The sequence below is a fragment of the Planotetraspora mira genome (genome assembly GCF_016863275.1).
Classification (GTDB): domain Bacteria; phylum Actinomycetota; class Actinomycetes; order Streptosporangiales; family Streptosporangiaceae; genus Planotetraspora; species Planotetraspora mira.
In genome coordinates, this window is the sequence record NZ_BOOO01000005.1 from 44,775 (window position 1) to 68,044 (window position 23,270).

Annotated in this window: 22 protein-coding genes; 9 read left to right on the forward strand and 13 right to left on the reverse strand. The window is 70.1% G+C overall.

From position 1 onward, the window contains the following. Positions 1-20: 20 nt before the first annotated feature. The gene (locus tag Pmi06nite_RS06310) at positions 21-395 is read left to right on the forward strand and encodes a hypothetical protein (protein ID WP_203951907.1); all 375 of its coding nucleotides are present in this window, start codon (positions 21-23) and stop codon (positions 393-395) included. A 46-nt stretch (positions 396-441) separates the two neighbouring features. On the opposite strand, the gene Pmi06nite_RS06315 is transcribed toward Pmi06nite_RS06310, so the two are convergent. Both Pmi06nite_RS06315 and Pmi06nite_RS06320 read right to left on the reverse strand, forming a co-directional pair. Then, positions 442-1,731: a M1 family metallopeptidase gene (locus Pmi06nite_RS06315; RefSeq protein WP_239113711.1), complete on the reverse strand. Its 1,290-nt coding sequence runs from the start codon at positions 1,729-1,731 to the stop codon at positions 442-444. 20 nt (positions 1,732-1,751) lie between these two features. Next, positions 1,752-5,618: a Pls/PosA family non-ribosomal peptide synthetase gene (locus Pmi06nite_RS06320; protein ID WP_239113712.1), complete on the reverse strand. Its 3,867-nt coding sequence runs from the start codon at positions 5,616-5,618 to the stop codon at positions 1,752-1,754. A 457-nt stretch (positions 5,619-6,075) separates the two neighbouring features. On the opposite strand from Pmi06nite_RS06320, the gene Pmi06nite_RS06325 reads away from it, so the two are divergent. Further along, entirely contained in the window at positions 6,076-6,915 is an 840-nt protein-coding gene (locus tag Pmi06nite_RS06325) for an NAD-dependent epimerase/dehydratase family protein (RefSeq protein WP_203951910.1), read from the forward strand. Positions 6,916-7,013: 98 nt separating this feature from the next. Here Pmi06nite_RS06325 and Pmi06nite_RS06330 read toward each other — a convergent pair whose 3' ends face one another. From Pmi06nite_RS06330 to Pmi06nite_RS06340, 3 genes are all read right to left on the reverse strand, one after another. Further along, on the reverse strand, positions 7,014-7,727 hold the full coding sequence (locus Pmi06nite_RS06330) for a RibD family protein (RefSeq protein WP_203951911.1): 714 nt from the start codon (positions 7,725-7,727) through the stop codon (positions 7,014-7,016). Positions 7,728-7,752: 25 nt separating this feature from the next. Next, the gene (locus tag Pmi06nite_RS06335; protein WP_203951912.1) at positions 7,753-8,385 is read right to left on the reverse strand and encodes a GTP cyclohydrolase II; all 633 of its coding nucleotides are present in this window, start codon (positions 8,383-8,385) and stop codon (positions 7,753-7,755) included. A gap of 128 nt (positions 8,386-8,513) precedes the next feature. After that, positions 8,514-8,978, reverse strand: a complete 465-nt coding sequence (locus Pmi06nite_RS06340) for a MarR family winged helix-turn-helix transcriptional regulator (protein WP_203951913.1) — start codon at positions 8,976-8,978, stop codon at positions 8,514-8,516. 122 nt (positions 8,979-9,100) lie between these two features. On the opposite strand from Pmi06nite_RS06340, the gene Pmi06nite_RS06345 reads away from it, so the two are divergent. Continuing rightward, entirely contained in the window at positions 9,101-9,751 is a 651-nt protein-coding gene (locus tag Pmi06nite_RS06345) for a helix-turn-helix transcriptional regulator (RefSeq protein ID WP_203951914.1), read from the forward strand. Positions 9,752-9,799: 48 nt separating this feature from the next. Continuing rightward, on the forward strand, positions 9,800-10,276 hold the full coding sequence (locus Pmi06nite_RS06350; protein ID WP_203951915.1) for a DUF3291 domain-containing protein: 477 nt from the start codon (positions 9,800-9,802) through the stop codon (positions 10,274-10,276). Between the two features lie 85 nt (positions 10,277-10,361). Here Pmi06nite_RS06350 and Pmi06nite_RS06355 read toward each other — a convergent pair whose 3' ends face one another. After that, positions 10,362-10,946 (reverse strand): hypothetical protein, encoded by a 585-nt coding sequence (locus Pmi06nite_RS06355; protein ID WP_203951916.1) that lies wholly within the window; start codon positions 10,944-10,946, stop codon positions 10,362-10,364. 32 nt (positions 10,947-10,978) lie between these two features. Between Pmi06nite_RS06355 and Pmi06nite_RS06360 the strand changes: the two genes are divergently transcribed. The 4 genes from Pmi06nite_RS06360 (at position 10,979) to Pmi06nite_RS06375 (ending at position 13,816) form a co-directional block, all read left to right on the forward strand. Beyond that, positions 10,979-11,245 (forward strand): hypothetical protein, encoded by a 267-nt coding sequence (locus Pmi06nite_RS06360; RefSeq protein WP_203951917.1) that lies wholly within the window; start codon positions 10,979-10,981, stop codon positions 11,243-11,245. Positions 11,246-11,392: 147 nt separating this feature from the next. Then, on the forward strand, positions 11,393-11,662 hold the full coding sequence (locus Pmi06nite_RS06365) for a YciI family protein (RefSeq protein ID WP_203951918.1): 270 nt from the start codon (positions 11,393-11,395) through the stop codon (positions 11,660-11,662). A 342-nt stretch (positions 11,663-12,004) separates the two neighbouring features. After that, complete coding sequence (locus Pmi06nite_RS06370; RefSeq protein WP_203951919.1) at positions 12,005-12,946, forward strand: MerR family transcriptional regulator; 942 nt, start codon at positions 12,005-12,007, stop codon at positions 12,944-12,946. Between the two features lie 219 nt (positions 12,947-13,165). Beyond that, entirely contained in the window at positions 13,166-13,816 is a 651-nt protein-coding gene (locus tag Pmi06nite_RS06375) for a hypothetical protein (RefSeq protein WP_203951920.1), read from the forward strand. Positions 13,817-13,880: 64 nt separating this feature from the next. Here the strand turns inward: Pmi06nite_RS06375 and Pmi06nite_RS06380 are convergent, their stop codons facing one another. The 4 genes from Pmi06nite_RS06380 to Pmi06nite_RS06395 form a co-directional block, all read right to left on the reverse strand. Then, the gene (locus tag Pmi06nite_RS06380; RefSeq protein WP_203951921.1) at positions 13,881-14,234 is read right to left on the reverse strand and encodes a hypothetical protein; all 354 of its coding nucleotides are present in this window, start codon (positions 14,232-14,234) and stop codon (positions 13,881-13,883) included. Between the two features lie 22 nt (positions 14,235-14,256). After that, positions 14,257-15,483: an acyl-CoA dehydrogenase family protein gene (locus tag Pmi06nite_RS06385; RefSeq protein ID WP_203951922.1), complete on the reverse strand. Its 1,227-nt coding sequence runs from the start codon at positions 15,481-15,483 to the stop codon at positions 14,257-14,259. A 96-nt stretch (positions 15,484-15,579) separates the two neighbouring features. After that, positions 15,580-16,533 (reverse strand): glucosyl-3-phosphoglycerate synthase, encoded by a 954-nt coding sequence (locus Pmi06nite_RS06390; protein ID WP_203951923.1) that lies wholly within the window; start codon positions 16,531-16,533, stop codon positions 15,580-15,582. A gap of 94 nt (positions 16,534-16,627) precedes the next feature. Beyond that, complete coding sequence (locus Pmi06nite_RS06395; RefSeq protein ID WP_373317268.1) at positions 16,628-18,097, reverse strand: XRE family transcriptional regulator; 1,470 nt, start codon at positions 18,095-18,097, stop codon at positions 16,628-16,630. A gap of 243 nt (positions 18,098-18,340) precedes the next feature. Between Pmi06nite_RS06395 and aceA the strand changes: the two genes are divergently transcribed. After that, complete coding sequence (gene aceA / locus Pmi06nite_RS06400; protein WP_203951924.1) at positions 18,341-19,633, forward strand: isocitrate lyase; 1,293 nt, start codon at positions 18,341-18,343, stop codon at positions 19,631-19,633. Positions 19,634-19,790: 157 nt separating this feature from the next. Here aceA and Pmi06nite_RS06405 read toward each other — a convergent pair whose 3' ends face one another. From Pmi06nite_RS06405 to Pmi06nite_RS06415, 3 genes are all read right to left on the reverse strand, one after another. Further along, complete coding sequence (locus Pmi06nite_RS06405) at positions 19,791-20,594, reverse strand: ABC transporter ATP-binding protein (RefSeq protein WP_203951925.1); 804 nt, start codon at positions 20,592-20,594, stop codon at positions 19,791-19,793. A gap of 31 nt (positions 20,595-20,625) precedes the next feature. Continuing rightward, positions 20,626-22,113, reverse strand: a complete 1,488-nt coding sequence (locus tag Pmi06nite_RS06410; protein ID WP_203951926.1) for a serine/threonine-protein kinase — start codon at positions 22,111-22,113, stop codon at positions 20,626-20,628. 174 nt (positions 22,114-22,287) lie between these two features. After that, a complete protein-coding gene (locus tag Pmi06nite_RS06415) occupies positions 22,288-23,268 on the reverse strand; it encodes an alpha/beta hydrolase (RefSeq protein ID WP_203951927.1) in 981 nt (326 codons plus the stop codon). Positions 23,269-23,270 lie beyond the last annotated feature (2 nt).

Below are 23,270 nucleotides of genomic sequence, written 5' to 3' on the forward strand. Positions count from 1 at the left end.
TGACGATTATCTTGGGACTGGTGGAAGAGAATCGGGCACGGCGGGTCGTGGACGCGCTTCGTGAGCGCGGCATCAACGGAACTCTCGCCAGAGTCGGCGTCTACCAGTTCGGGATTCGGGTGTCCCTGCCGGACGGCCGGGAGGCCGAATGGGACACCGACGGCACGGCCGGCCTCGAGGCCCAGGTCATGCGCAACGGCATGCTGGTGGGGTTCGTCCCCGTGATCGAAGGGTCGGAGGACTTCGACGAGCATCAGGTCGTCGACGCCATCGCGCGGACCGACTACGACCAGCCCATCGCCAGGCAGCGTCCGGTGGCGCCGCCCCCCGGCGAGCCCCTGCCGCGTGTGGGCGGGCTCTTCAGGCGGTTCCTGGACGGCTTCCGCTACCGCTGACCGGCGCGGCCTCCCGGCCGCGCCAGAGCAAGCCTGAGGGCAGGCCTCAGGGCAGGAAGGGCAGCCGGGAGTCGTACAGCCAGGTCCACAGGAACGTGTCGAGCGGCCGGGTGGCATAGCGCTGGACATGGTCGGCGAACGCGTCGGTGCTCACCACGCCGTGCCGATGCCTGGCCGTCCAGTCGCGCAACATCGGGAAGAACGCGGCGTCGCCCAGCGTCCGCCGCAGGGCGTGCAGAGTCAGGGCGCCGCGCTTGTAGACGCGGTCGTCGAAGATCCGGTCCGGGCCGGGATCGGCGAGCACCAGGTCCTGGGGCATGGCCGCGAGCCTGCGGTGCCACCGTTGTGCGTGCTCGTGCGCGTGATCGCCGCCCGAGTCCTCCGACCACAACCACTCCGCGTACGCGGCGAACCCCTCATGCAGCCAGATGTCGCGCCAGTCGGCCAGCGTCAGGCTGTTGCCGTACCACTGGTGCGCGAGTTCGTGGGCGACGAGCCGTTCGTAACGGCGGCGGCCGTCCACGTGGTTGGCGCCGAAGACCGACATTCCGTGCGCCTCGATCGGGATCTCCAGTTCGTCGTCCACGACGACGACGGTGTAGTCGCGGAACGGGTAGGGCCCGAACCGCTCCGTGAAGACGGCCAGCATCTGCGCCTGGCGGCCGAAGTCGTATCGCACCTGGGCGGCCAGCCGGACGGGGTGGGCCAGGTGCTGAGGGACCGGTCCCGGCAGCTCGGCCCGCTGGTAACGCCCGATCTGAACGCCCACCAGGTACGTCGCCATCGGCTCGTCCTGCTCGTACACCCAGGTCGTGCCGGAAGCCGCCCGGCGCTTGGACACCAGATGGCCGTTGGCGACGACCTGGTAGGCCGCGGCCGCGGTCACCGAGATCCGGTACGTGGCCTTGTCACCCGGCCGGTCGTTGCAGGGGAACCACGACGGCGCGCCGGTCGGCTGGCTGGCCACGAGGGCGCCGTCGGTCAGCTCCTCCCATCCGAGCCCGCCCCAGTGACTCCGCACGGGGCGGGGGGTTCCGGCGTAGCGGACCTCGACGGTGACCGGTTCGCCCGGCGGCAGCGACCGGCCGGGCGTGATCCGGAGCTTGCCGTCGCGGTGGGTGTACGGCAGGCGCTCCCCGTCGATCAGGACCTGGGTGACCCGGAAGACGCCGAGATCCAGCGTGAGCCGGTCAAGCGGCTCCACGGCCGTCACCGTGAGCCGGGCGACGCCGCCGAGCCTGTTGGAGGCTATGCGGTAGTCCAGCGTGAGGTCGTAATGGTCGACCCGGTAGCTCTCGTCGCCGTGTTCGGGGAAATAGGGGTGGTGCACGCTCACGTTCCGTTTGGTTCCCAGCATCAGTCGGCCGGAGCCCACGCCACGATCGGGTTGCCGAACCAGCGGGTCTGGGACGGCACGGACTCGCCGCGCATCACCAGTGACGCCGGGCCGACGGTGGTGTCCGCCCCGACCGTGGCCGCGGGCAGGACGACCCCGTGCGGGCCGAGCGTCGCTCCCTTGTGCAGGACCACCGTATCGATGCTCATGACCCGGTCGTGGAACAGATGGGTCTGAAGCACGCAGCCGCGGTTGACGCACGAGCCGTCGCCCAGCTCGATCAGGTCCGCTTCGGGGAGCCAGTAGGTGTTGCAGGTCACACCGCGGCCGATCCGGGCCCCCAGCGAGCGGAGCCACAGGTTCAGCGGGGCGGTGCCCAGCCACGGCTCGGCGAACCACGGCGCGGCCAGCACCTCGACGAAGTTGTCGGCCAGCTCGTTGCGCCACACGAACGAGCTCCACAGGGGGCGGTTGCCCGCGGTGATCCGGCCGACGATCATCCACTTGGCCAGGCTCGCGACCGCCGCCGCGGCGACTCCGGCGCCGAGCAGGACCACCCCGCCCAGCAGGGCCGCGACGCCGAAGCCGTACGACACGGCGAGCTGTTCGAGGGCCGCCAGGACCAGCACGGCGAGCGCCACCGTGGCCATGGCGGGGACGATCCGGCACAGCTCGACGGCCGCGCGCGCGACCTTCAGCCGCCGGGGCGGGTCGTAGGTGCGGCTGCGGTCTCCGCCCTCGACCGTACGGCGGAGCCTGACCGGCGGCATGCCCAGGTAGGACGAGCCGACCTTGGCCTTCTTCGGGGTCGCGGACAACACTCCGACCAGGCCGTCCTTGGGGACCTTCCGGCCGGGGGCGGTCATCCCCGAGTTGCCGAGGAAGGCCCGCTTGCCGATGCGCGCGTTCGCGACCCGCAGCCGCCCGCCTTCCAGCTCGTACGGGGCGACCATGGTGTCGTCGGCGAGGAAGGCGCCGTCGCCGATGGAGGTCATCGACGGCAACGCCAGGACGGTCGACAGCTCGACGTCACGCCCGATCTTCATGCCGAGGGCGCGCAGCCACGACGGCGTGAGGACGCTCGCGTAGAGCGGGAACAGCCAGACGCGGGCCATCGCCATCAGATGACCGCTCGCCCACGCCTGCCAGGCCTGGCGGCTGTGCACGGGATGACTGCCCTCGCGCAGGCCGACCGCGAGCAGCCGGACGCAGACGAAGATTGCCAGGGCGAACGCGGCCATCGAGACGAGCGTCGCGAGCGGCACGGCGTACATGGCGGAGACCAGCGGCGACGTGCTGTGCCGCAGGAAGGCGGCCAGGACGGCGAGGCCCGGGACCGCGGCGGCCACCGGGAGCAGGCTCAGGACCAGAGCGGACACGCCGTAGCCCGCGACCCAGCGCCGCGTGCGCGCGGGACGCTCCTCGGGCTTGCGTGCCTTGCCCTGCCGTACGGCGGGAGCCCCCGCCCAGCGCTCGCCGGACGGAACCGTGCCGATCACCGCGGATCCCGGGGCGATCTGGGCGTTCTTGCCGATCTTGACGCCGGGAAGCAGGGTCGAGCGCGAGCCGACGGTCGCTCCGGGGCCGACGCGGATCTCACCGACGCGGACGAGGTCTCCGTCGTGCCAGTAGCCGCTCAGGTCGACCTCGGGCTCGATGGCGGCGTTCGCGCCGAGCCGGAGCAGCCCGGTGATCGGAGGCAGGGAGTGGAGATCGGCGTCCTTGCCGATCCTCGCACCGAGCGCCCTGGCGTAGTAGGTGACCCACGGAGCGCCCGAAAGTCCGGGGACGCCCAGGCGGGCGGCGAGTTGCTCGGCGAACCAGAGCCGCAGGTGCACGTGGCCACCGCGCGGGTAGCTGCCCGGCCCCACTCCGCGCAGGAGCAGCCGGGCGCCCCCGGCGGCGAGGGCCATCCGCCCGGCGGGTGAGAAGAACAGCAGCCACCCGGCCAGCACCCATCCCCACGAGACGGTGGGAGCCCAGGGCAGGGAGACGACGTTGTTGATCGTGGCCAGCGCGGTCAGCCAGCGCAGCGCGCCGATGGTGAGGAGCGGCAGCATGAGCGCCGCCTGCGCGACCGCCGCCCGCCGGGGCATCGGGGTGACGACGCGGTCGGTGGTCGCGATCCGCCCGGTGTCCGACGCGGACAGACGGGCCGCCAGCCCGCCCAGCGTCGGATGGTCGTAGATGTCGCCGACGGCCGCGGCCGGATATTCGGCACGCAGCGCGGAGACCAGCCGGGCCGCGGCCAGGCTGGTGCCGCCCTCGGTGAAGAAGTCCGCGGCGGGGTGGTCGGGGGTGACGCCGAGGACGTCGCCCCAGCGCTCCGCCAGCCACAGCTCCGCGCCGGACAGCTCGACGTCCGGTGCCCTCTCCCCCGATGTGGTGGTGGGAAGCGGCCAGGGAAGCGCGTCACGGTCGATCTTGCCGGAGGTCCGGGTGGGCAGCGCGTCCACCGTCGCGAGGCGGGGGACGAGCGCGGCGGGCAGCGACTCCCTCAGCAGGCTCGTCGCCAGATCTTGGTCGAAGCCCTCGCCGGGGACCAGGTAACCGATCAGGAGCTGGTTGCCCGCGCCGGCCGTGCGGACCGCCGCCGCGGCTCCGGCGACTCCCGGGAGCGCCTGCAGCGCGGCGTCGACCTCACCGAGCTCGATGCGCCGGCCGCCCAGTTTGATCTGCTCGTCGGCCCGGCCGTTGAAGATGAGGCCTTCGGCCTCGGCGCGCACCAGGTCGCCGCTGCGGTAGGCCCGCTCCCAGCCGAGCGACGGAAGCGGGGCGTACTTCTCCGCGTCCTTGACCGGGTCGAGATAGCGGGCGAGCCCGACGCCGCCGATCACGAGCTCACCGGTCTCCCCCATGGAGACCGGCTCACCGTTACGGTCGACGACGGCCAGGTCCCACCCGTCGAGCGGGAGGCCGATCCGGACCGGGCCCTCCCCCGACATCCGGGCGGCGCAGGCGACGACGGTGGCCTCGGTGGGCCCATAGGTGTTCCAGACCTCCCGGCCCGGCACGGCGAGGCGCTCCGCCAGCTCGGGCGGGCAGGCCTCGCCGCCGAAGATCAGCAGGCGGACGCGGTCGAGCGTCTCGACGGGCCAGAGGGCAGCCAGCGTCGGCACCGTGGACACGATCGTGATGCCCCTGTCGATCAGCCAGGGCCCGAGGTCCATACCGGTCCGCACGAGGGCGCGGGGGGCGGCCACGAGGCAGCCGCCGTGCCGCCACGCCAGCCACATCTCCTCACAGGACGCGTCGAACGCCACGGACAGGCCGGCGAGGACCCGGTCGCCGGGGCCGATGGGCCGGTCGGAGAGGAACAGCCGTGCCTCCGCGTCCACGAACGCCGCCGCGCTGCGGTGGGTCACCGCGACGCCCTTGGGCTTGCCCGTGGACCCGGACGTGAAGATCATCCAGGCGTCGTCGTCCAGGCCGGGAGGTCCCGTACGGCCCAGCGGAGCGCCCGTGACGTCGAGCACCTCCCCGAGGACCGCGCAGACGCCCGCCTCGGAGAAGACCAGCTCGGCCCGCTCGTCCGGGTCGTCGGCGTCGACGGGGACGTAGGCGGCGCCGGCCGCCAGGACGGCCAGGATCGCGACATAGAGCCCGGCCGTGCCGGACGGGCGGCGGACCCCGACGCGGTCGCCGGGGCCGATGCCCACGGCACGCAACTCGTCCGCCATCCGGTCGACTTCGGCGCGCAGGCCGAGGTAGTCGAGACGGGTGTGACCGTCGTCGAGCGCGAGCGCGTGCGGATGACGCCGTGCCGTGCCTTCGAGGATGTCGATCAACGTCCTCGGCCGGGGAGCGGCCCCGCCCGACAGGAAGACGGCGCGGGTGTCCCACAGAAGATCGGCGTCGTGGCCTGGCTCGGCGATGAAAGGACGCAAAACAAGTCTCCTTCGATGTCCGCGTACCTGGCAGTGGCTCCCCAGTGGGGATCGCGCGTACCGCGCGGGCATCGAGCCCTTCGCCGTGATCGTTCGTACTGTTCAGAACAGCCAACAATATCGATCTATTCCATGAACATAACGGAAACGCCCGGGATCGCCGCAACCTGCGGGCCTGCGGCGACGGCCCGGACGCCGTCGTCGGGCGGGACGACCTTCTGCACCAGAAGATCGGCGAGGTCGCGTGAGGCGAGCCGATCCGGCGCCTTCCGAAGTCCTCTCAGCGTCGACCGAACGCGTCGGCCGAATGGGTCGGCCGCAAGGGTCGGCCGTAGGGGGCGGCTTTGTGTCGCAGCCGATATATCTAGATATGGCCCCCTGGATCGGCCGTGGCGGATGATTGTCGCGAGAGTATCCGTGGGCCCCTGAACCCTCATGAACCACCGCAGGAGGAATGATGGCGAGGATCTGCGTCACCGGAGCGAGCGGGAAGCTCGGCCGGAGCGTGGTGCGTGACCTGCTCGAACACGGCTTCGACGTGGTGGCGACCGATGTCAGGCCAGGGCCGCAGGACCTCGGGGTCCAGGTGCTCGTCGCGGACCTGACCGAATACGGCCAGGCGGTCGAGGTTCTGCAGGGCGTCGACGCCGTCGTCCATCTGGCCAACATCCCGGCGCCGGGTCTCAGGACCCCGTCGGAGACCTTCAACGACAACACGGTGATGAACTCGAACGTGTTCCTCGCCGCGGCACAGCTGAAGATCGGCCGGGTCGTCTGGGCCTCCAGCGAGACGACTCTCGGCCTGCCGTTCGACGTGCCTCCGCTCTACGCCCCCGTCGACGAGGCGCACTATCCCTTTCCGACCTCGACGTACGCGCTGTCGAAGGTGGTCACGGAGACCCTTGCCGGGCACGTCGCCGAGTGGTCGGGCATCCCGTTCGTGGCGCTGCGCTTCTCGAACATCCTCGGCCCCGACGACTACCGGGCGTTCCCCGGTTTCTGGGACGACCCGCGGCTGCGCCGGTGGAACCTGTGGGGGTACATCGACACCCGGGACGCCGCCGCCTCCTGCCGGCTGGCCCTGGAGGCACCCGTGCAGGGAGCCCGAAGCTTCGTCATCGCGGCCGCCGACACCGTGATGAACCGGCCGTCGGCGGACCTGATGAAGGAGGTCTTCCCCGGCGTGGAGATCACGCGCGAGATCGGGGAGTTCGAGACGCTCCTCGCCATCGACAGCGCCCGGGAGGTCCTCGGCTTCGTCCCGCAGCATTCCTGGCGCGATCACATCGCGTCATAGCGCGGCGCGATCACGTCGCGTCATAGCGCGGCGGGGAGCGGCCTCGGCGCCCGTGACACGGCGGGAGCGGTCACGGCGCCGGCGACGGGCGCGTCCCGTCAGCGGGCGCGTTCCTTGGGCGAATAGCGGAGCAGGACGACGTCGCCGATCGGCCGCGCCTCGAGCAGCCGCATGCGGGCGAGGGGGCCCCCGGGATAGTCCGCGGGGCCCAGGAACCTCGGCGCCTGCGGCTGTCCCACCAGCAGAGGGGCGACGGCCACGTGCACCTCGTCCGCCAGGTTCGCGGACATGAGCTGCGTGTGGACGGAGCCGCCGCCCTCGACCATGAGGCGCCTGACGCCGCGGTGGCCGAGTTCGTCGAGGACGGCGGGCCACTCGAGTGCCGGCCCGGTGCTGACCACGTCGGCCAGGGATCCGATCGTGTCGAGCAGCTTCGCCACCGCGGAGTCGACCGTGAAGACCAGTTTGTCGCCCCCGCAGTGCCACAGCGCGAGGGAGGCGTCCAGGTCGCCGGAGCCGGTGACCACGACCTTCATCGGATATTCGGGCAGGCCCCTCGCGACCCGGGCGGCCCGGCGCTCCTGCGAGCCGACCAGCAGGCGGGGGTTGTCGCGGCGCACGGCCGTGGCCCCGAGGAGGATGGCGTCGACACCGGCGCGGACGTCGTCGACCCGGTCGAAGTCCAGCGCGTTGGACAGGAGCAGCCGCTCGGGGCCCGTGTCGTCCAGGTAGCCGTCGACGCTCACCGCGGCGGAGAGCAGCACGTACGGACGGGGGTTGTCCGCCTGGGGGATGTTCGCCGTGTTCGCCATGGCTCCGGTCTTCCCGTTCTCGGCGTCAGCTCGCGAGTCCGGTGAGGGCGATGGTGTGTCCCGTACGGTCGATCTTCGCGCGCAGGTAGCGCATGTTGCTCTCGGTCGCGAACACCCCGGTGGGCACCCGGCGGCGGACGGCCACGCCGAGGCCGGATAACTGGCGCGCCTTGTCGGGGTTGTTCGAGAGCAGGTCGATCGTGCCGATGCCCAGCACACCGAGCATCTGGGCGGCGACGGTGTAGTCCCGCCCGTCCTCCGGCAGCCCGAGTGCCGCGTTGGCCGCGTAGGTGTCCAGGCCCTCGTCCTGCAGGGCGTACGCGTCGAGCTTGTTGTACAGGCCGATGCCGCGGCCTTCCTGGCGCAGATAGAGCAGGACCCCGCCGGCCACGGACACGCGCTCGACGGCCTCGCGCAACTGCTGGCCGCAGTCGCAGCGCGCGGACCCGAACACGTCGCCCGTGAGGCATTCCGAATGCAGGCGGACCAGCGGGATCTCCCCCACGGCAAGCTCACCGAACACCATGGCGACGTGTTCGCCGCCATCGGCCAGACCCCGGAAGGTGACGGCCTCGGCCGTGACGCTGAAGCCGTCGGCGAAGCGCAAGGGGATGCTGACCTTGGTTCGAACGGCGGCTTCCGCTGGCGTGGAGGTCATGCTGGTCTCCGATCGAATGGGTGTTCAAACTCGAACAGGGGTAGACCGTACTCTTTGCTTCGAATTCGAACAACCCCCTCGGACCACTCCCCGTGACAGGTGACATTCACTGGGTGTGCCGTCGGCCGTCAGTCGACGTGGGCGTACAGCCGGCCGAGCAGTGCCGACAGCCCTGCGGCGAAACCGGCGAACTCCTCCCGGCTGAGGCCGCTGACGAACAGTTCACGGACCAAGGCGGCATGGCCGGGCGCCGCCGCGCGGAGCGCGGCCCATCCCTCGTCGGTGAGCGAGGCGATGACCCCCCGGACATCGGTGGGGCAGGCCCGCCGCCGGACCAGGCCCGCCTTCTCCAACTGGGCGACCTGATAGGTCAGGCCACTCTTCGAGGTGAACGCGGCGCCGGCGAGTTCGGTCATCCGCAGCTCTCCGTCGGTCGCGTCCGCCAGCCGGACCAGGACCTCGTACTGCGAGTGGGACAGGCCCGAGTCATCCTTGAGCTGCTGCTCGACCAGGCGGTTGATGATGGCGCCCGTCGCGAGGAATGCCTGCCAGGCGCTCAACTCGTGCTCGTCGAGCCACGCGGGTTCGTCCATGCCCTCACGGTACAACCAGTTGTTCGAACCCGAACCAACCCCCCGGGACCGCGCGCCGCCGGCGGCCTCGATCTCTTGGTCGCCGACAGGGCCGTCGCCTGGGTGCCGCCTAGACTCCGGCTGTGAAGAGCGACGACCTTGAGTCGATGAGCATGCTCGCCGATCCCGTGCGGCGGGAGTTGTACCGCTTCGTCGCCGCGCAGGGGCGGGACGTCGGGCGGAACGAGGCGGCGGAAGCGATCGGCGTTCAGCGCACGCTCGCCGCGTTCCATCTCGACAAGCTGGTCGAAGCGGGACTGCTGGAGGCGGATTTCCGTCGGCTCAACGACCGGACGGGCCCGGGGAGCGGCCGGCCGGCGAAGGTCTATCGCAGAGGCGGGCCGGAGCGGATGGTGAGCCTGCCGCCCCGGGACTACCGGACCCTCGCGCTCGTCCTGGCCGAGGTGGTCGATCAACTCGACGGCGACGAGCAGGCGGAGAAGGCCGCCCGCCGTACGGGAGAGCGCCTGGCGGCCGCGAGCCACGAGACCGGGCTGACAGACGTCCTCGTCGAGCGTGGCTACGAGCCGTACGAGGAGGAAGGCCGGATCAGGTTGCGGAACTGCCCGTTCCACGTCCTGGCCGAGACGCACCCCGTGCTCGTCTGCTCGATGAACCTCGCCATGTGCGAGGGCATGCTTCGCGGCCTGGGCGAAGACCGGATCGCGGCGGCGCTCGACCCACGTCCCGGTGAGTGTTGCGTCGCGTTCATCGCGAAGGACGTCTCCGAGTAGCCCTCGAAGACCTTCTAAAAACAATCACGGCTGACATAGACTCCAGCCATGCATCTCGCCCAACTGAACGTCGCGCATCTCATCGCCCCCATCGACGCCCCCGAGTTGGCGGATTTCGTCGCAGCCCTCGAGCCCATCTACGCCGTCTCCGACTCCGCGCCCGGGTTCGTCTGGCGCATGATGGAGAGCGACGACCCCACCGAGGTCATCACCCACCAGTACGGTGACGACCTGCTGGTCAACGTATCGGTCTGGGAGTCGCGCGAGGCGTTGTGGAATTTCGTCTACCGCAGCGCGCATCTGGAGATCCTGCGCCGCCGCCGCGAATGGTTCGTTCGCACGGCCGTGCCGTACACGCTGATGTGGTGGGTGCCCGAAGGACACACGCCGACGCTCGGCGAGGCGATGGAGCGTCTCGCGCTGATCCGCGCCCAAGGGCCGGGGCCGGAGGCGTTCACCTTCAAGGAGTTCTACGAACCGGGTGCATCGGCGGCCTCCCCTCCCATCGCGGGAGTTCCGCACTGACCTCGCCTCCCGTCTGGGGGTCCCGCACCGACCCTCACGTGCGGCCGCGATGACCCTCTCAGCCGGGACACGGGCAGCCCGGATCTCAGCCGCCCGCGCCGACCTCGTTGTTCGGAGCACCGTCACCTGCGGTCGGCAGGTCTCCTCGTTGGACCGGCGTCCGCGGCGGCTCCGGAGTTCCGCTCCCGTCGCTCACCGCATGCCGCGCCCCGGCGACGGCGGCCTTCAGCGCGTCCCGGCTCACCTCGGTCACACGCCCGTTGAGCGTCAGGAGGCGATCCCCCTGGACCGACACGTACTCATGGCGGTCGCCGGCCACCCGGTACCAGCCCGCGTCATCCCGCTCACACGTCACCCGCGCGTCCGGCGGCGTGGCGTTGTGGACCGGAACGCCTTGGCAGACGTCGTCGCCGAAAGCGCCGTGGTCCACCCGCAACTCGACCTGCCGCCCCTCGGGTGAGGCGTAGACGGCGCCGAACCCCTCCTCGTTGATCACACCCATGGACTGCTCGGCGAGCTCATATCCCGGCAGGTCGACCAGATAGACGAGATCCGGGGCCACACCCTGCGCGCGGAGCCGCTCCATCTCCGCGCCGCTGACCGCCGCGTCGGAACCACATCCGGACAGGACGACGAGACCGAGGGCCACGAACAGGATCAATCGGCTCACCACGTGATCATCCTGTCGTACGGCCGGCCTCAATGCGACAATCGGCGGCATGGCCGCTTTCAAGCGACTCACCGTCGAGGAAGCACGCACCCTCAGCCGCGACCAACTCCTGCCGCGTCGAAACCGAACAGCAGCACTGGGACCAGCTCATCTCACGTGGGCAGATTCGCGTCGGCGAGGACGAGGCCTACAAGACCTTCATCCAGATCGTGCACGTCGTCATCGACCCCATGGCCGAGGAAGAACACCACGACCCGGACTTCTGGACGAAACCGCTCGGCGAACTCGGCGACCTCTGAGCCGCGGCCCGCGCATCACGGAACCGAGAACGTCCCAGGAGAGGTGGCCGCCTCGGCCGCAGCGAGGCTCGGGGTGCGGAGGCCGGCAGGTGCATCTCGGGCGCCCTCACCGATAGCGTTAGTCGACACTTACGCTTGGAGGGCTCAATGAAGTACGTGATGTTCTACGACTCAGGGGACGACGTCGCATCGAAGGCGCCCGCCCACTTCCCCGCCCACCGCGCCCGGCTCGACGACTTCCACGCCCAGGGCACGCTCCTGATGGTCGGCACCTTCGGCGACCCGCAGAACGAAGGCTCGATGGCCGTCTTCACCACCCGCGAAGCGGCCGAGGAGTTCGCCAAGGAGGATCCCTTCGTCCTGAACGGCGTCGTCCGCAACTGGTACGTCCGCGAGTGGAATGAAATCTTCGGATGACCTCGGGCCGAACACCGATGACGATCCGAGGCGGGCACTTTCGGCCGGCGGCGTGACAAGGCCGGCGGCGTTATGAAGCAGCCAGCGTTATGAGGCAGCCGGCGAAGGTATGACCACGGCGCGCGCACCGGCCGCCTGCGGGGAAGGGCACCCGCGCACTTTTCGATCCTCACGGAATCCTGAGCGACTTCCGTGAGGATCGAAACCCGACGCAGTGCAGGAGCCCGGGGCAGGATCTGTTCTCCGTCCGAGCCGGCCGGATTCACCGTGCGCGCGCTGATCGACTTTCTGGCGCGGAACGCGCTTGAGTCTCCAGTAAGGGGAGGCGCGAGAGTGGGGGGCATGGACGGCGACGCGCTCTACTCGATCGGTGATCTGGCCCGGCGGACCGGGCTGACGGTCAAGGCCATTCGGTTCTACTCCGACTGCGGAATCGTGCCGCCGACCGACCGCAGCCCGGGAGGCTACCGCCTCTACGACATCGACGCCGTCGCGCGCCTGGACCTCGTGCGGACGCTGCGCGACCTCGGAGTGGACCTTCCCACGATCCGGAAGGTCGTGGACCGGGAGAGCTCGCTCCCCGACGTCGCCGCAGCGCACGCCGAGGCACTGGCGGTGCAGATCCGAACGCTGCGCCTGCGGCGTGCGGTGCTGACGGCGGTGGCCAGACGCGGATCAACCCCTGAGGAGATGGATCTCATGCACAAACTGGCCAAGCTCTCCGAGGACGAGCGTCGACGTCTGATCGGCGAGTTCCTCGACACCGCCTTCGACGGCCTGGACCCCGACGCCGAATTCGTGGGGATCAGGCGCTCGATGACCCCCGAACTGCCCGACGATCCCGCGGCCGAGCAGGTCGAGGCATGGGTGGAGTTGGCCGAACTGTCCCAGGACCCGGATTTTCGCGCCGGCATGCGGCGCACGGCTGAGCAGCACGCGACCGAGCGTGCCCAGGGCGACACCACGACCCTGCGGCGCGACTCGGCCGCGATGGTCCGTGACCACGCCGGCCCGGCCCTGGCAGCGGGCATCGACCCGGCCTCGCCCCAGGCCGATCCGGTTGTCGCGGCGGTCACGGCCCAGTACGCGCGCGTCTTCGACTGCCCCGACGACATCGCGCTCCGGCGCCGGCTGCTGACCCGGCTGGAGCAGGCGAACGACCCTCGCAGGGAGCGATACCTCCAGCTGCTGGCAGTGATCAACGGCTGGCCGGCCCCGGAAAGCCTGGCGCCGGTGCTGGACTGGTTCATCCCGGCCCTGCGCGCCCGCATACCTGGACGTTGACACGGCAGTGCAAACGCGGCGCCGCCAGGAGGTCGGCGCCGCCGCCTTCCGCCGAGGTCGGCTGCTCTCCCGTCACATCCGCCGGCCTGGCATACTTCGCGCGTGATCTTCACTCTCGGGCCCACTACCTCGGACGGAACCTCGACCAGGGTTGGCATTCCTCGGCCGCACGTGGGTCTATGGCGCAGCCTCCGCACGGCTACCGCCCTCATGGTTGTAATGACCACTTTCGGCTGTTCTCAGGCCGCTCTGGGTAAGGGCGGACCAACCCGGGTGAACCAGTTGTCGTTCACGTTTCACCGGATCAATCCGTCCGGATACATGGATCAGACGCTCGAGATCGTCAACAGGGGGCCGTCGGCCGTCATACCGACACTGGAGATCACGGCGGTGGACCGCACCGGTGCGGCGCTGCCGGGAGTCACCGTGAGTACAGCCTTCGGAACCGACCGAGCGGAAATGGTTGCGCCGGCTCGAGAAGCGTCATACGACGTTCTCGCCTTCACTGGCAGTGACGCCGCGAGCGTGGCGGACGTCCGGGTGACCGTCCGTGGAATGGCCGATGTGGCATTTCCTGTTGCGCCCCAAGAGGTGGAGGCACAAACAGTCGATGAAGCGGAGCAGCCGACGACGAAGTTCGGACCGTTTGACGCAGTCATTCTCACCAATCCGAATCGCGGGAAGGTCTCCGTCGGGGTCGTCTGCATCTTCTGGGAGCAGCCCACTGACGGGCAGCCACAACAAGCGCGAGCGGTCATCCCCGTCGGCGTCACAGCGGTCGCGGGAGACGGCTCCGCTACCATCCACGCTTCCGGGGAAACGAGAAGCGGCTGCGACAGCCTCAAGGTCTACTTCTCCTCGCCGATCTAGAAGACCGTCCAGGGAACGTTGCTCCTGCCGGACGTGTGACCGCACGCGAAGCCGTCCACCTGCGTCATTTCCGGGTGGCGTCGATGAGCTTCATGGCGCCCTGGTGGAGCAGGTCGGCCGCGACGCGGGAGCCGAGCGTCGCAGGGTCGGACGGGTCGCCCCATGCGTGGGAGCGGACGAACGCGCTGCCGTCCCGTTTGAACACCATCCCGAACAGGCTCATCCGCCCGTCCGGGGTGGTGTCGGCGTAGCCCGCGATCGGGCTGTTGCAGTGGCCGCGCAACATGTGGAGCATGGTCCGCTCGGCCAGGATGTGCGCGGCCGTGGCCGGGTGGTTGAGCTCGTCGAGCATGCGCATGACGGGGCTGTCCGCCGTCCGGGCCTGGGTGCCGATGGCTCCGGCCCCGACCGGGAGCACAACCCATTGACCTGCGGGACCGCTACCGGACGGGCAGGCCGGTGACGGCGCGGCCGATGATGAGGCGCTGGATCTCCGAAGTGCCTTCGAAGATCGTGAAGATCTTGCTGTCCCGGTGGAAGCGTTCCACCGGGTGCTCGCGGGTGTAGCCGGCACCGCCCAGGATCTGGATGGCCTGCTCGCTCACCCACACCGCCGTCTCGCTCGCCACGAGCTTGCTCATGGAACCCTCGGCGTGGTCGAGCGGACGACCGTGCCTGGCCATCCACGCCGCCCGCCAGGTCATCAGCCGCGCCGCGTCGATCCGGGTGGCCATGTCAGCGAGCAGGAACGCGACCGCCTGGTTCTCGCCGATCTTCCGGCCGAACTGCTCGCGTTCCCCGGCGTAGTCCCGGGCGTACTCGAACGACGCCCGGGCCAGGCCGACGGCCATGGCGGCGACCAGCGGCCTGGTCGACTCGAACGTGCGCATGGCGGCCTGCTCGCCGCTCTTGGCCCCGCTGCGCACCCGGGCCAGCCGCGCGTCCAGCTTGTCCTTGCCGCCGAGCAGGCACGAGCCGGGGATCCGGACGTGGTCGAGGACGACCTCGGCGGTGTGGGAGGCGCGGATGCCGTGCTTCTTGAACTTCTGTCCCTGGGACAGGCCCGGCGTGCCCGGCGGGATCACGAAGGAGGCCTGGCCACGGGTGCCGAGCGAGGGGTCTACCGAGGCGACGACCACGTGCACGTTGGCGATGCCGCCGTTGGTCACCCAGGTCTTGACGCCGTTCAGCTCCCATTCGTCCGACGCTTCGTCGTAGACGGCGCGCGTCCGGATCGAGCCGACGTCGCTGCCCGCGTCGGGCTCGGAGGCGCAGAAGGCGCCCAGCTTGATGTCGTCGACGGAGCCGAACATCTGGGGCAGCCACTCCCCCATCTGCTCGGGCGTGCCGTTCGAGGCGAGGGACGCCGCGGCGAGGCCGGTGCCGACGATCGACAGGCCGATGCCCGCGTCGCCCCAGAACAGCTCCTCGAAGGTCGCCGGCAGGCCGAGTCCGGACTCCTCGAACCACTGCGTGGCGAAGAAGTCGAGCGAGTAGAGACCGATCTTGGCCGCCTCCTGCAGGACCGGCCAGGGAGTCTCCTCCCGCTCGTCCCATTCCGCTCCGGCCGGACGGATGACGTCACGAGCGAACTCGCGCGCCCAGTCACGCACCTCGCGAACGTCGTCACTCAGCTCGGGGTTGAAGCCCGTCGTGTTGTCGGTCATCGAGTCCTGTCCATGGGGAAAGCCGAAAGGGGGGATCAATGGAGAGGAATGCTACCGACCAGTAACAGTCACCGATAATTCACCCCCGGGTTAGAACTACAACCCCCGGCCGGCGTACTGCGGGACGGTCACCATGGGTGGCCGCTCGGCGACCGTGACGTCCCTGACCAGCGGATCATGACCGTACAGTCCCCGACGGAACTGGGTCACCTGGGCCGACGGGACATGCAGAGACACGATCTTGCCCTGCCGTTCGAGGCGGGACCAGGCCGTGTGCATGATCTGCCCGGCCATCCCGCCGAGCGCCTCGGTCGACTGGTGGGAGTGCACTCTCCTGCCCAGGTCCACCTGGGCCAGGGCGTCGAGCCCCGCGAACTCGAGCAGGTCGATCAGCAGGGCCATCTCGACGCCGTACCCGCTCACGAAGGGGACCCGCTCCAGGGCGCTGCGCCGTCCGGCGTACTCCCCCGAGAGCGGTTGGACGAAGCCGGCGAGCAGCGGCCAGTGCAGGTTGAGCAGCGGCCGCGCGACGAGTTCGGTGACCCGTCCGCCCGCGCCCTGCACCCCCGACAGCGGCCTGTCGTAGCAGCCCTTCACGTACGCGACCGAGGGGTCCAGCAGGAGCGGCCCGAGGAGCCCGGTCACGAACGAGGTGCGGAACTCCCGCAGGTCGGCGTCGACGAAGACGATGAGGTCCCCCGTCGTCACCGCGAGCGACTTCCACAACGCCTCGCCCTTGCCGTCGAGCGGTTCCAGTTCGCACAGGATCTCGTCCTGCGCGAAGACCTTCGCCCCGGCCTGTACGGCCTGCGCCGCGGTGTCGTCGGTCGACCGGGAGTCGATGACGATGAGTTCGTCGACGAGCGGCACCGACTCGACGAGGTCGCGCCGGATCGCGCCGACGATCTCCCCCACGGTCTCGGCCTCGTCGCGCGCCGGGAGGACCACACTGATCCGCGTGGTCCCCTTGGCAGCCATCAGGGTGCCGATCGGCCAGTCGGCGGAGGATGTGGTGCGGCTGCGCAGCCAGGCTTCGACCTCAGGCAGCACGCATGATCCTCTCATCGACCTCTGAGTCCACGGCCATCACCCTACGGTGCGCCGGACGGCCCCTGGAGCCCCGGGGGACCTGACGAGGGTGCGGTCAGGAGGCCGCATGGCGGTCGAGGAAGGCGTAGACGTCCGCCTCGTCGACGCCGGGGAACGAACCCGGCGGCAGCGCGGCCAGGATGTGCGAGTTGGCCAGGACCGAGGGCCAGGCGTACCCCTCCCACCGCTGCGCCAGGTCGGCGGGCGGCCGCCGGCAACACTCCCCGTTCGGGCAGTTCGACTTGGTCCTGCTGGTGGTCTCCCTGCCGCGGAACCAGCGCGACTCCCGGTACGGCACGCCGAGCGTGATCGCGAAGTCCTTCTCCTGCGACGGGTCGACGTGGGCCACGCAGAAGTAGGTCCCCGTCGGGGTGTCCGAGTACTGGTAGTACAGCGAGAACCGGTCGGGCGACTGGAACACCTGACGGCCGGACCACCGCAGGCAGAGCCGCTGGCCCTCGATGGCCCCCTGCTCGTCGGCGGGGAAGACGATCCCGTCGTTCTCGTAGGCCTTGTAGATGATCCCGCCCGCGTCGTTGCGCACGAAGTGGCACACGAGGTCGAGGTGGCGGGTGGCGAGGTTGGTGAACCGGTGGGCCGCCATCTCGTAGGAGACCCCGAAGACGTCTCTGAGGTCCTCCACGGACAGTGCCTTGTCCTGCTTCGCCTCCTGCAGGAACGGCACGGCCGCCGTCTCCGGGACCAGGACGGCCGCCGCGAAGTAGTTCGCCTCGACCCGCTGGCGCAGGAAGTCGGCGAAGTCGCGGGGCTTGTGGTGCTGGAGCGCGAAGTGGCCGAGGGTCTGCAGCAGGATCGTGCGGGGGGTGTGCATCCCCAGTTGCTCGCGTTTGAGGTAGATCCGCCGGTTCCTGAGATCGGTCACCGACCGGGCGGATCGGGGCAGGTCCTGGGCCTGGTGGACGGTGAACCCGAAGTGCGAGACCAGCGCCTGGACGGTGCTCTCCGACAGCGGGCCCATCCGGTAGCCCACCGCCGCGAGGGCCTCGGCGGCCGCCTGCTCGATGTCCTCGAAGTAGTTGCCGAGCTCCCGCTGCTCGCGCCGCAGGTCGGCGTTCGCCGCGCGGGCCTCCTCCGGAGTGGCCGTGCCCTTGGCCTCGCGCGCCTTCAGCTCGTCGAACAGGCCGAGGATGTGCTCGAGCACGTCGTTCGGCACCCGCGCGGAGACCTTGAGCCGGCTCAGCCCGAGGCTCGTGTACAGCGGATCGCGCTGAGCCTCTTCCAGGGCGATCTCCAGCTGCGCCCGCCGGTTGGGCGCCTGCCTGCGGAGCAGTTCCTCGATGGGGACGCTCAACGCGGCGGCCAGGGCCTTCAGCAGCGACAGCTTCGGCTCGCGTTTGCCGTTCTCCAGGAGGGAGAGCTGGCTGGGCGCGCGTCCCACCCGCTCACCGAGCTCGGAGAGGGTGAGCCCACGTTGCCTCCGCAGGTGCTTGAGGCGTTGGCCGAAGGCCAGGAGGTCCAGCTCCTGTGTCAAAGACAGTGGTTCTTCACCCAGCAAGGACGGCATGGCTCGATCCTAGGCGGAATTTCCACCCTTCTTCCAGCCTCCCGTGCACCGGCTCGCAGGGATTGGTCTAGTCCATGCGGAAACATCGACGATTCTTCTCTCCAGAATACTGGCAAGTATTCGAATATTTGGAATATCTTCCATTTTTGCGCTCAGATTCGCCTTGTTGATCTCTGCCACCGGGAACAAACTCGGAACAAGCACCCAGGTGACGGCAGAGCACGCAACGAGGGAGTGACGGACATGTCAGACCGAATCGCCGCTGAGGCCGAGCAACTACGCCACGAATGGGAGACCGACCCCCGCTGGAAGGACATCGAGCGGACCTACACGGCAGAGGACGTGGTCCGGCTCCGCGGCTCGGTGCAGGAGGAGCACACGCTGGCCCGGCTCGGCGCCGACCGGCTCTGGAAGCTGCTCACCTCGCAGGACTACGTCCACGCTCTCGGCGCGCTGACCGGCAACCAGGCGGTCCAGCAGGTGAAGGCGGGCCTCAAGGCGATCTACCTGTCCGGCTGGCAGGTCGCCGCCGACGCCAACCTGGGCGGGCAGACCTACCCCGACCAGAGCCTCTACCCCGCCAACTCGGTTCCCGCCGTGGTCCGCCGCATCAACAACGCGCTGCTGCGCGCCGACCAGATCACCTGGTCGGAGGGCGACGACAAGGCCCCGCACTGGCTGGCGCCCATCGTGGCCGACGCGGAGGCCGGCTTCGGCGGCGTGCTCAACGCGTTCGAGCTGATGAAGGGCATGATCGCCGCAGGTGCGGCGGGCGTGCACTGGGAGGACCAGCTCGCCTCGGAGAAGAAGTGCGGCCACCTCGGCGGCAAGGTGCTGATCCCGACCGGGCAGCACATCAAGACCCTCAACGCGGCCCGCCTGGCGGCCGACGTCTGCGGAGTCTCCACACTGGTCATCGCGCGGACCGACGCTCAGGCCGCGACGCTGCTGACCAGCGACGTCGACCCCCGCGACCGCGCCTTCGCGACCGGCGACCGCACGGCCGAGGGCTTCTACCGCGTCCGCAACGGCGTCGACGCGTGCATCGCCCGGGGCCTGGCCTACGCGCCCCACTCGGACCTGCTGTGGATGGAGACCTCCACTCCGGACCTCGACGTGGCGCGCGAGTTCGCCGAGGCGATCAAGGCGCAGTACCCGGACCAGATGCTGGCCTACAACTGCTCGCCGTCGTTCAACTGGAAGAAGCATCTCGACGACTCCACCATCGCCAAGTTCCAGCGCGAACTCGGGCACATGGGGTACAAGTTCCAGTTCATCACCCTCGCCGGCTTCCACTCGCTGAACTACTCGATGTTCGACCTCGCCCGCGGCTACGCCGAGGACGGCATGACCGCCTACGTCGGGCTCCAGGAGGCCGAGTTCGCCGCGGAGAGCCGCGGCTACACCGCCACCCGCCACCAGCGTGAGGTCGGCACCGGATACTTCGACCTGGTCAGCACGGCCATCGCGCCGGACTCCTCGACCACGGCCCTCGCGGGCTCCACCGAGGAGGCGCAGTTCGCCGAGGCCCACTGATCACTGATCGATCGGGCACAGTGATCAACGAGGCTCACTGACCCCGGCGACGGCGCTGCCGGTCGGAGACCCAGGCCCCGCCACGGAGCCGCAGGTCACCCCTCGGGATCTGACGGCCACCGGCGGGGCCTGACCGTGTCGTCCCAGGCGACGCGCGTCAGGCCCGTACGGCCCGCGCGTACCACCGGCCGTCGACGGAATCGAGCCGGAGCGGCCGCCCGAAGCAGTCCGACAGGGCGGGTCCGGTGAGGACCTCCTCCACCGGGCCGGCGGCGACCACACGCGTGTCCTTCATCAGCAACGCGTGGGTGGTGGTCGCGGGCACCTCCTCCAGGTGGTGCGTGACCAGCACGGTCGTCAGGCCGTCACGCGTGCGCGCGAGGTCTTCCAGCGCCTCGATCAGGTCCTCCCTGGCGGGCAGGTCGAGACCCGCGAACGGCTCGTCGAGCAGCAGGATCGCCGGATCGGCCATCAGCGCCCTGGCCACCCGGATCCGCGCCTTCTCCCCCTGGGAGCACACCAGAAAAGGGCGGTCGGCCAGTTCCTTGCACCCGAGGTCGGCGAGCAGCCGGTGGGCCCGCTCCCGCTCCGCGTCGCCGTACCGGTCCCAGAGCGGCGCGCTCGTCCCGGTGTGCCCGGTGAGGACGACCGTCAGCGCGGTCGCGACCTCCTCCTCCAGGAGCGCCTCGTCGACCAGTCGCTGGCTGGCGGCCACCAGACCGATGTTCCGGCGCAATTCACGCAGATCGGTCCTGCCTAGCCGCTTCCCCAACACCGTGGCGCTTCCCGAACTCGGATGGCGGACGGCCGCGGCCACTGAGAGCATCGTGGTCTTCCCGGCGCCGTTGGGCCCGAGGAGGACCCAGTGCTGCCCGTGATCCACCCTCCAGTTCACCTCGGACACCAGGGTGCGGCCGACCACGCGGACCGTCATGTCGTCAAGCTCGAGCGCTGCCTCCATGCGCCCAAGGATGCACCACTCCCAGGTGCGGTCAGCCGGCCGGGGGGACGAGGCTCGCGCTCGGGCTGGGGCTCACCTCGGGGCTGGGCACGGGAGAGGGGCTCGGCTCAGGCGGCACCCCGTCGTCGGGAGACGGCTGGGGATTGTCGGGCGACGGCGGTGCCGGTGGCGGCGGTTGCGACGGTTCGCAGCCCGCCGGCCTCTCCGCCCCGATAGCGCACGGGTCCACCGGCGGGGCCGACCTCACCGGCTGCCCTCCCCTCGCGAAGGGGACGACGGCCGCCGTCGCGGTGACCGTCGTGCGGACGACGGGGCTGAGGGTCGTCGACGGCGGGCGCGGAGGCGGCGGGGTCTGCTGCGGCAAGGACGCGGCCTCGTCTCCCGGCATCACCACGGGGACGACTGGGGGAGGCTCGGTGCCGCCTCTGAGACGGGCCACCCCGGACCCCGTCGCGACCACGGTCATCGCGGCGATCGTGACCGTCGCCAGGGCGGCGAACCCCGCGTGGGTGGCGTGACCACCCGTCTTGCCCACCCTGCGGCGTGAGGTCCTGCCGTGCGCCCGCTCGGCCGTGACCTCCTCGTCGTCCTCCGGGTACGGCACGGCCTGCCAGGTCTCGCGCATGATCCGCCCGACGGCGTCGCGGACGTCCCCCGGCATGGCGATCCCCCCCACGGCGAGCAACGCCGAGAGCAACTCTCCGGCGTCGGGACGCTCGGCGGGCTCCTTGCGCAGCGACGCGGAGACGCTGTCCCACAACAACCGGGGCACGCCCGCGATGCGCGGCTCCTCCACCAGGATCCGCCGGCTGACCACGTCGAGTTCCCCCGTGCCGAACGGGTGGAGCCCCGTGGCGGCGAACGCGACGAGGCAGCCCCAGGAGAAGACGTCCGAGGCCGGGATCGCGGGGCCGCCGGTCAGCCGTTCGGGGGCGACCCAGCCGGGACTTCCCATGATCTGGCCCGCCTGGGTGTGGGCGGTGGCGGTGTCCACGTCACGGGCGATTCCGAAGTCGATGACGAAGGGACCGCGGGGAGACAGCAGCACGTTGGCGGGCTTGAGATCACGGTGGACCAGGCCCGCCTCGTGGGTGGCGAGAAGGGCGGCCGCCGCGCCGAGGGCCACGCCGTACGCGAGGTCGGGAGTGAGCGGTCCGCCGTGGATGACCACCTGGGAGAGCGCGGGCCCGGGGATATAGTCGGTGACGAGGTAGGGGCGGTCGCGGTCGAAGCCGTCCTCGATCGCGGTCGCGGTGTAGAAGGGCACCACGCGGCGGGAGAATTCGGCCTCCTCGGCGAACCTCGCCCGGAGCGTGGGGTCCGACAGGTGCATCGAGTGGGGCGTCTTCACCGCCACCAGGCCGCCCTCGGGATGCTCGGCCAGGTAGACCACGCCCATGCCGCCGCTGCCGAGGCGCCCGAGAAGCAGGTATCGCCCGATGATCACCGGATCGCCCACCGTCAGCGGCCGCACGCCCCGGGGCATGCCGTTCTGGGGGCCGTTTCCGCCACGCGCCATCCGGAAGCTGCCTCTCTCACGGAAGTACCGCACAGCACACTGTGCTCTCTTGGAACGCGACAGGGGCGGGACTGACCGGAAGGGGCATCCGAGGTAAGGCCAATGGCACCTTTAGGTAAGAGGAATTTGGGAAACCGCAGGTCACAAGCGTCTCATTGGTTACAAATAACTACATCACGCGGCTTCCTGCCCGGATCGCTCCGACCGCGCCTCGACCGCTCCGATGAAACGGGAGATGTGCTGGAAGACCAGTCGCGCCTCGGGGACGACGTCGGCGAGGATCGCGAAGACGTGCGGCATGCGGTTCCACTCTTCGTAGGTCACCGGGACGCCGTTCTCCCTGGCGCTCGCCGCGACCCTGCGGCCGTCGTCACGCAGGATCTCCGTGGAACCCGTCACGATCATCAGCGGGGGGATGCCGGTGTAGTCGCCGAACACGGGCGAGACCAGAGGGTCGCGGCAGTCGAGGCCGTCGGTCCAGCGCCGGGCGAGCCAGTCCACCCGGCCCGCGGGAAGCAGCGGGTCGGACCAGCAGTTGACCCGGCGGCGCACGTCGCTGAGGTCCGTCCAGGGAGACATGCAGATCGCGGCGGCGGGCAGCGGCCGGCCCTGGTCGCGCAGGGAGAGCAGGGTGGCCAGGGCCAGATGACCGCCGGCCGAGTCTCCCGCGAGCAGGATGTCCTTGGGACGGTGCCCGCGGTCGAGAAGAGACTGGTAGGCCTCGAGGGCGTCGGTCAGCGAGTGGGCGAGGGTGTGGATCGGCCCCTGCCGATAGTCGATCGCCAGCACCGGCCGCTTGGCGACCGCCGACAGCCTCCAGGTGATGGGGCGGTGCGTGGCCGCGGAGCAGATGAAGTAGGCGCCTCCGTGGAAATACAGAAGCGCCTTGCTCTCATCGATGTCGTCCCCGCCTCGCACCCACTCGCCCGCGCAGGACTCGAATCGCTCCCGCCGTACCGTGACGTGCTTGGGCAGCATCCCGGGGACCCGCTCGCCGAGACAGATCAACCGGCTGGCGACGGCCATGCCGGTTGTGTTCCGAAGGAGGATGGTGGAGATCGGTTTCATCGTGCCGCGCAGGACCCCGTTGAGTGCCGCCGCCTGCCAGCTGACCGGATATTCCGGATGAATGTCCGCGTCGATCTCGTCCGACATGC

Excerpts from the sequence above, each read along its gene's own strand:
- Pmi06nite_RS06325 (WP_203951910.1), top strand. The coding sequence starts at position 6,076 with ATGGCGAGGATCTGCGTCACCGGAGCGAGCGGGAAGCTCGGCCGGAGC.
- Pmi06nite_RS06330 (WP_203951911.1), bottom strand. The coding sequence starts at position 7,727 with ATGGCGAACACGGCGAACATCCCCCAGGCGGACAACCCCCGTCCGTAC.
- Pmi06nite_RS06335 (WP_203951912.1), bottom strand. The coding sequence starts at position 8,385 with ATGACCTCCACGCCAGCGGAAGCCGCCGTTCGAACCAAGGTCAGCATC.
- Pmi06nite_RS06340 (WP_203951913.1), bottom strand. The coding sequence starts at position 8,978 with ATGGACGAACCCGCGTGGCTCGACGAGCACGAGTTGAGCGCCTGGCAG.
- Pmi06nite_RS06350 (WP_203951915.1), top strand. The coding sequence starts at position 9,800 with ATGCATCTCGCCCAACTGAACGTCGCGCATCTCATCGCCCCCATCGAC.
- Pmi06nite_RS06360 (WP_203951917.1), top strand. The coding sequence starts at position 10,979 with ATGCGACAATCGGCGGCATGGCCGCTTTCAAGCGACTCACCGTCGAGG.
- Pmi06nite_RS06365 (WP_203951918.1), top strand. The coding sequence starts at position 11,393 with ATGAAGTACGTGATGTTCTACGACTCAGGGGACGACGTCGCATCGAAG.
- Pmi06nite_RS06370 (WP_203951919.1), top strand. The coding sequence starts at position 12,005 with ATGGACGGCGACGCGCTCTACTCGATCGGTGATCTGGCCCGGCGGACC.
- Pmi06nite_RS06375 (WP_203951920.1), top strand. The coding sequence starts at position 13,166 with ATGACCACTTTCGGCTGTTCTCAGGCCGCTCTGGGTAAGGGCGGACCA.
- Pmi06nite_RS06385 (WP_203951922.1), bottom strand. The coding sequence starts at position 15,483 with ATGACCGACAACACGACGGGCTTCAACCCCGAGCTGAGTGACGACGTT.
- Pmi06nite_RS06395 (WP_373317268.1), bottom strand. The coding sequence starts at position 18,097 with ATGCCGTCCTTGCTGGGTGAAGAACCACTGTCTTTGACACAGGAGCTG.
- aceA (WP_203951924.1), top strand. The coding sequence starts at position 18,341 with ATGTCAGACCGAATCGCCGCTGAGGCCGAGCAACTACGCCACGAATGG.
- Pmi06nite_RS06405 (WP_203951925.1), bottom strand. The coding sequence starts at position 20,594 with ATGGAGGCAGCGCTCGAGCTTGACGACATGACGGTCCGCGTGGTCGGC.
- Pmi06nite_RS06410 (WP_203951926.1), bottom strand. The coding sequence starts at position 22,113 with ATGGCGCGTGGCGGAAACGGCCCCCAGAACGGCATGCCCCGGGGCGTG.
- Pmi06nite_RS06415 (WP_203951927.1), bottom strand. The coding sequence starts at position 23,268 with ATGTCGGACGAGATCGACGCGGACATTCATCCGGAATATCCGGTCAGC.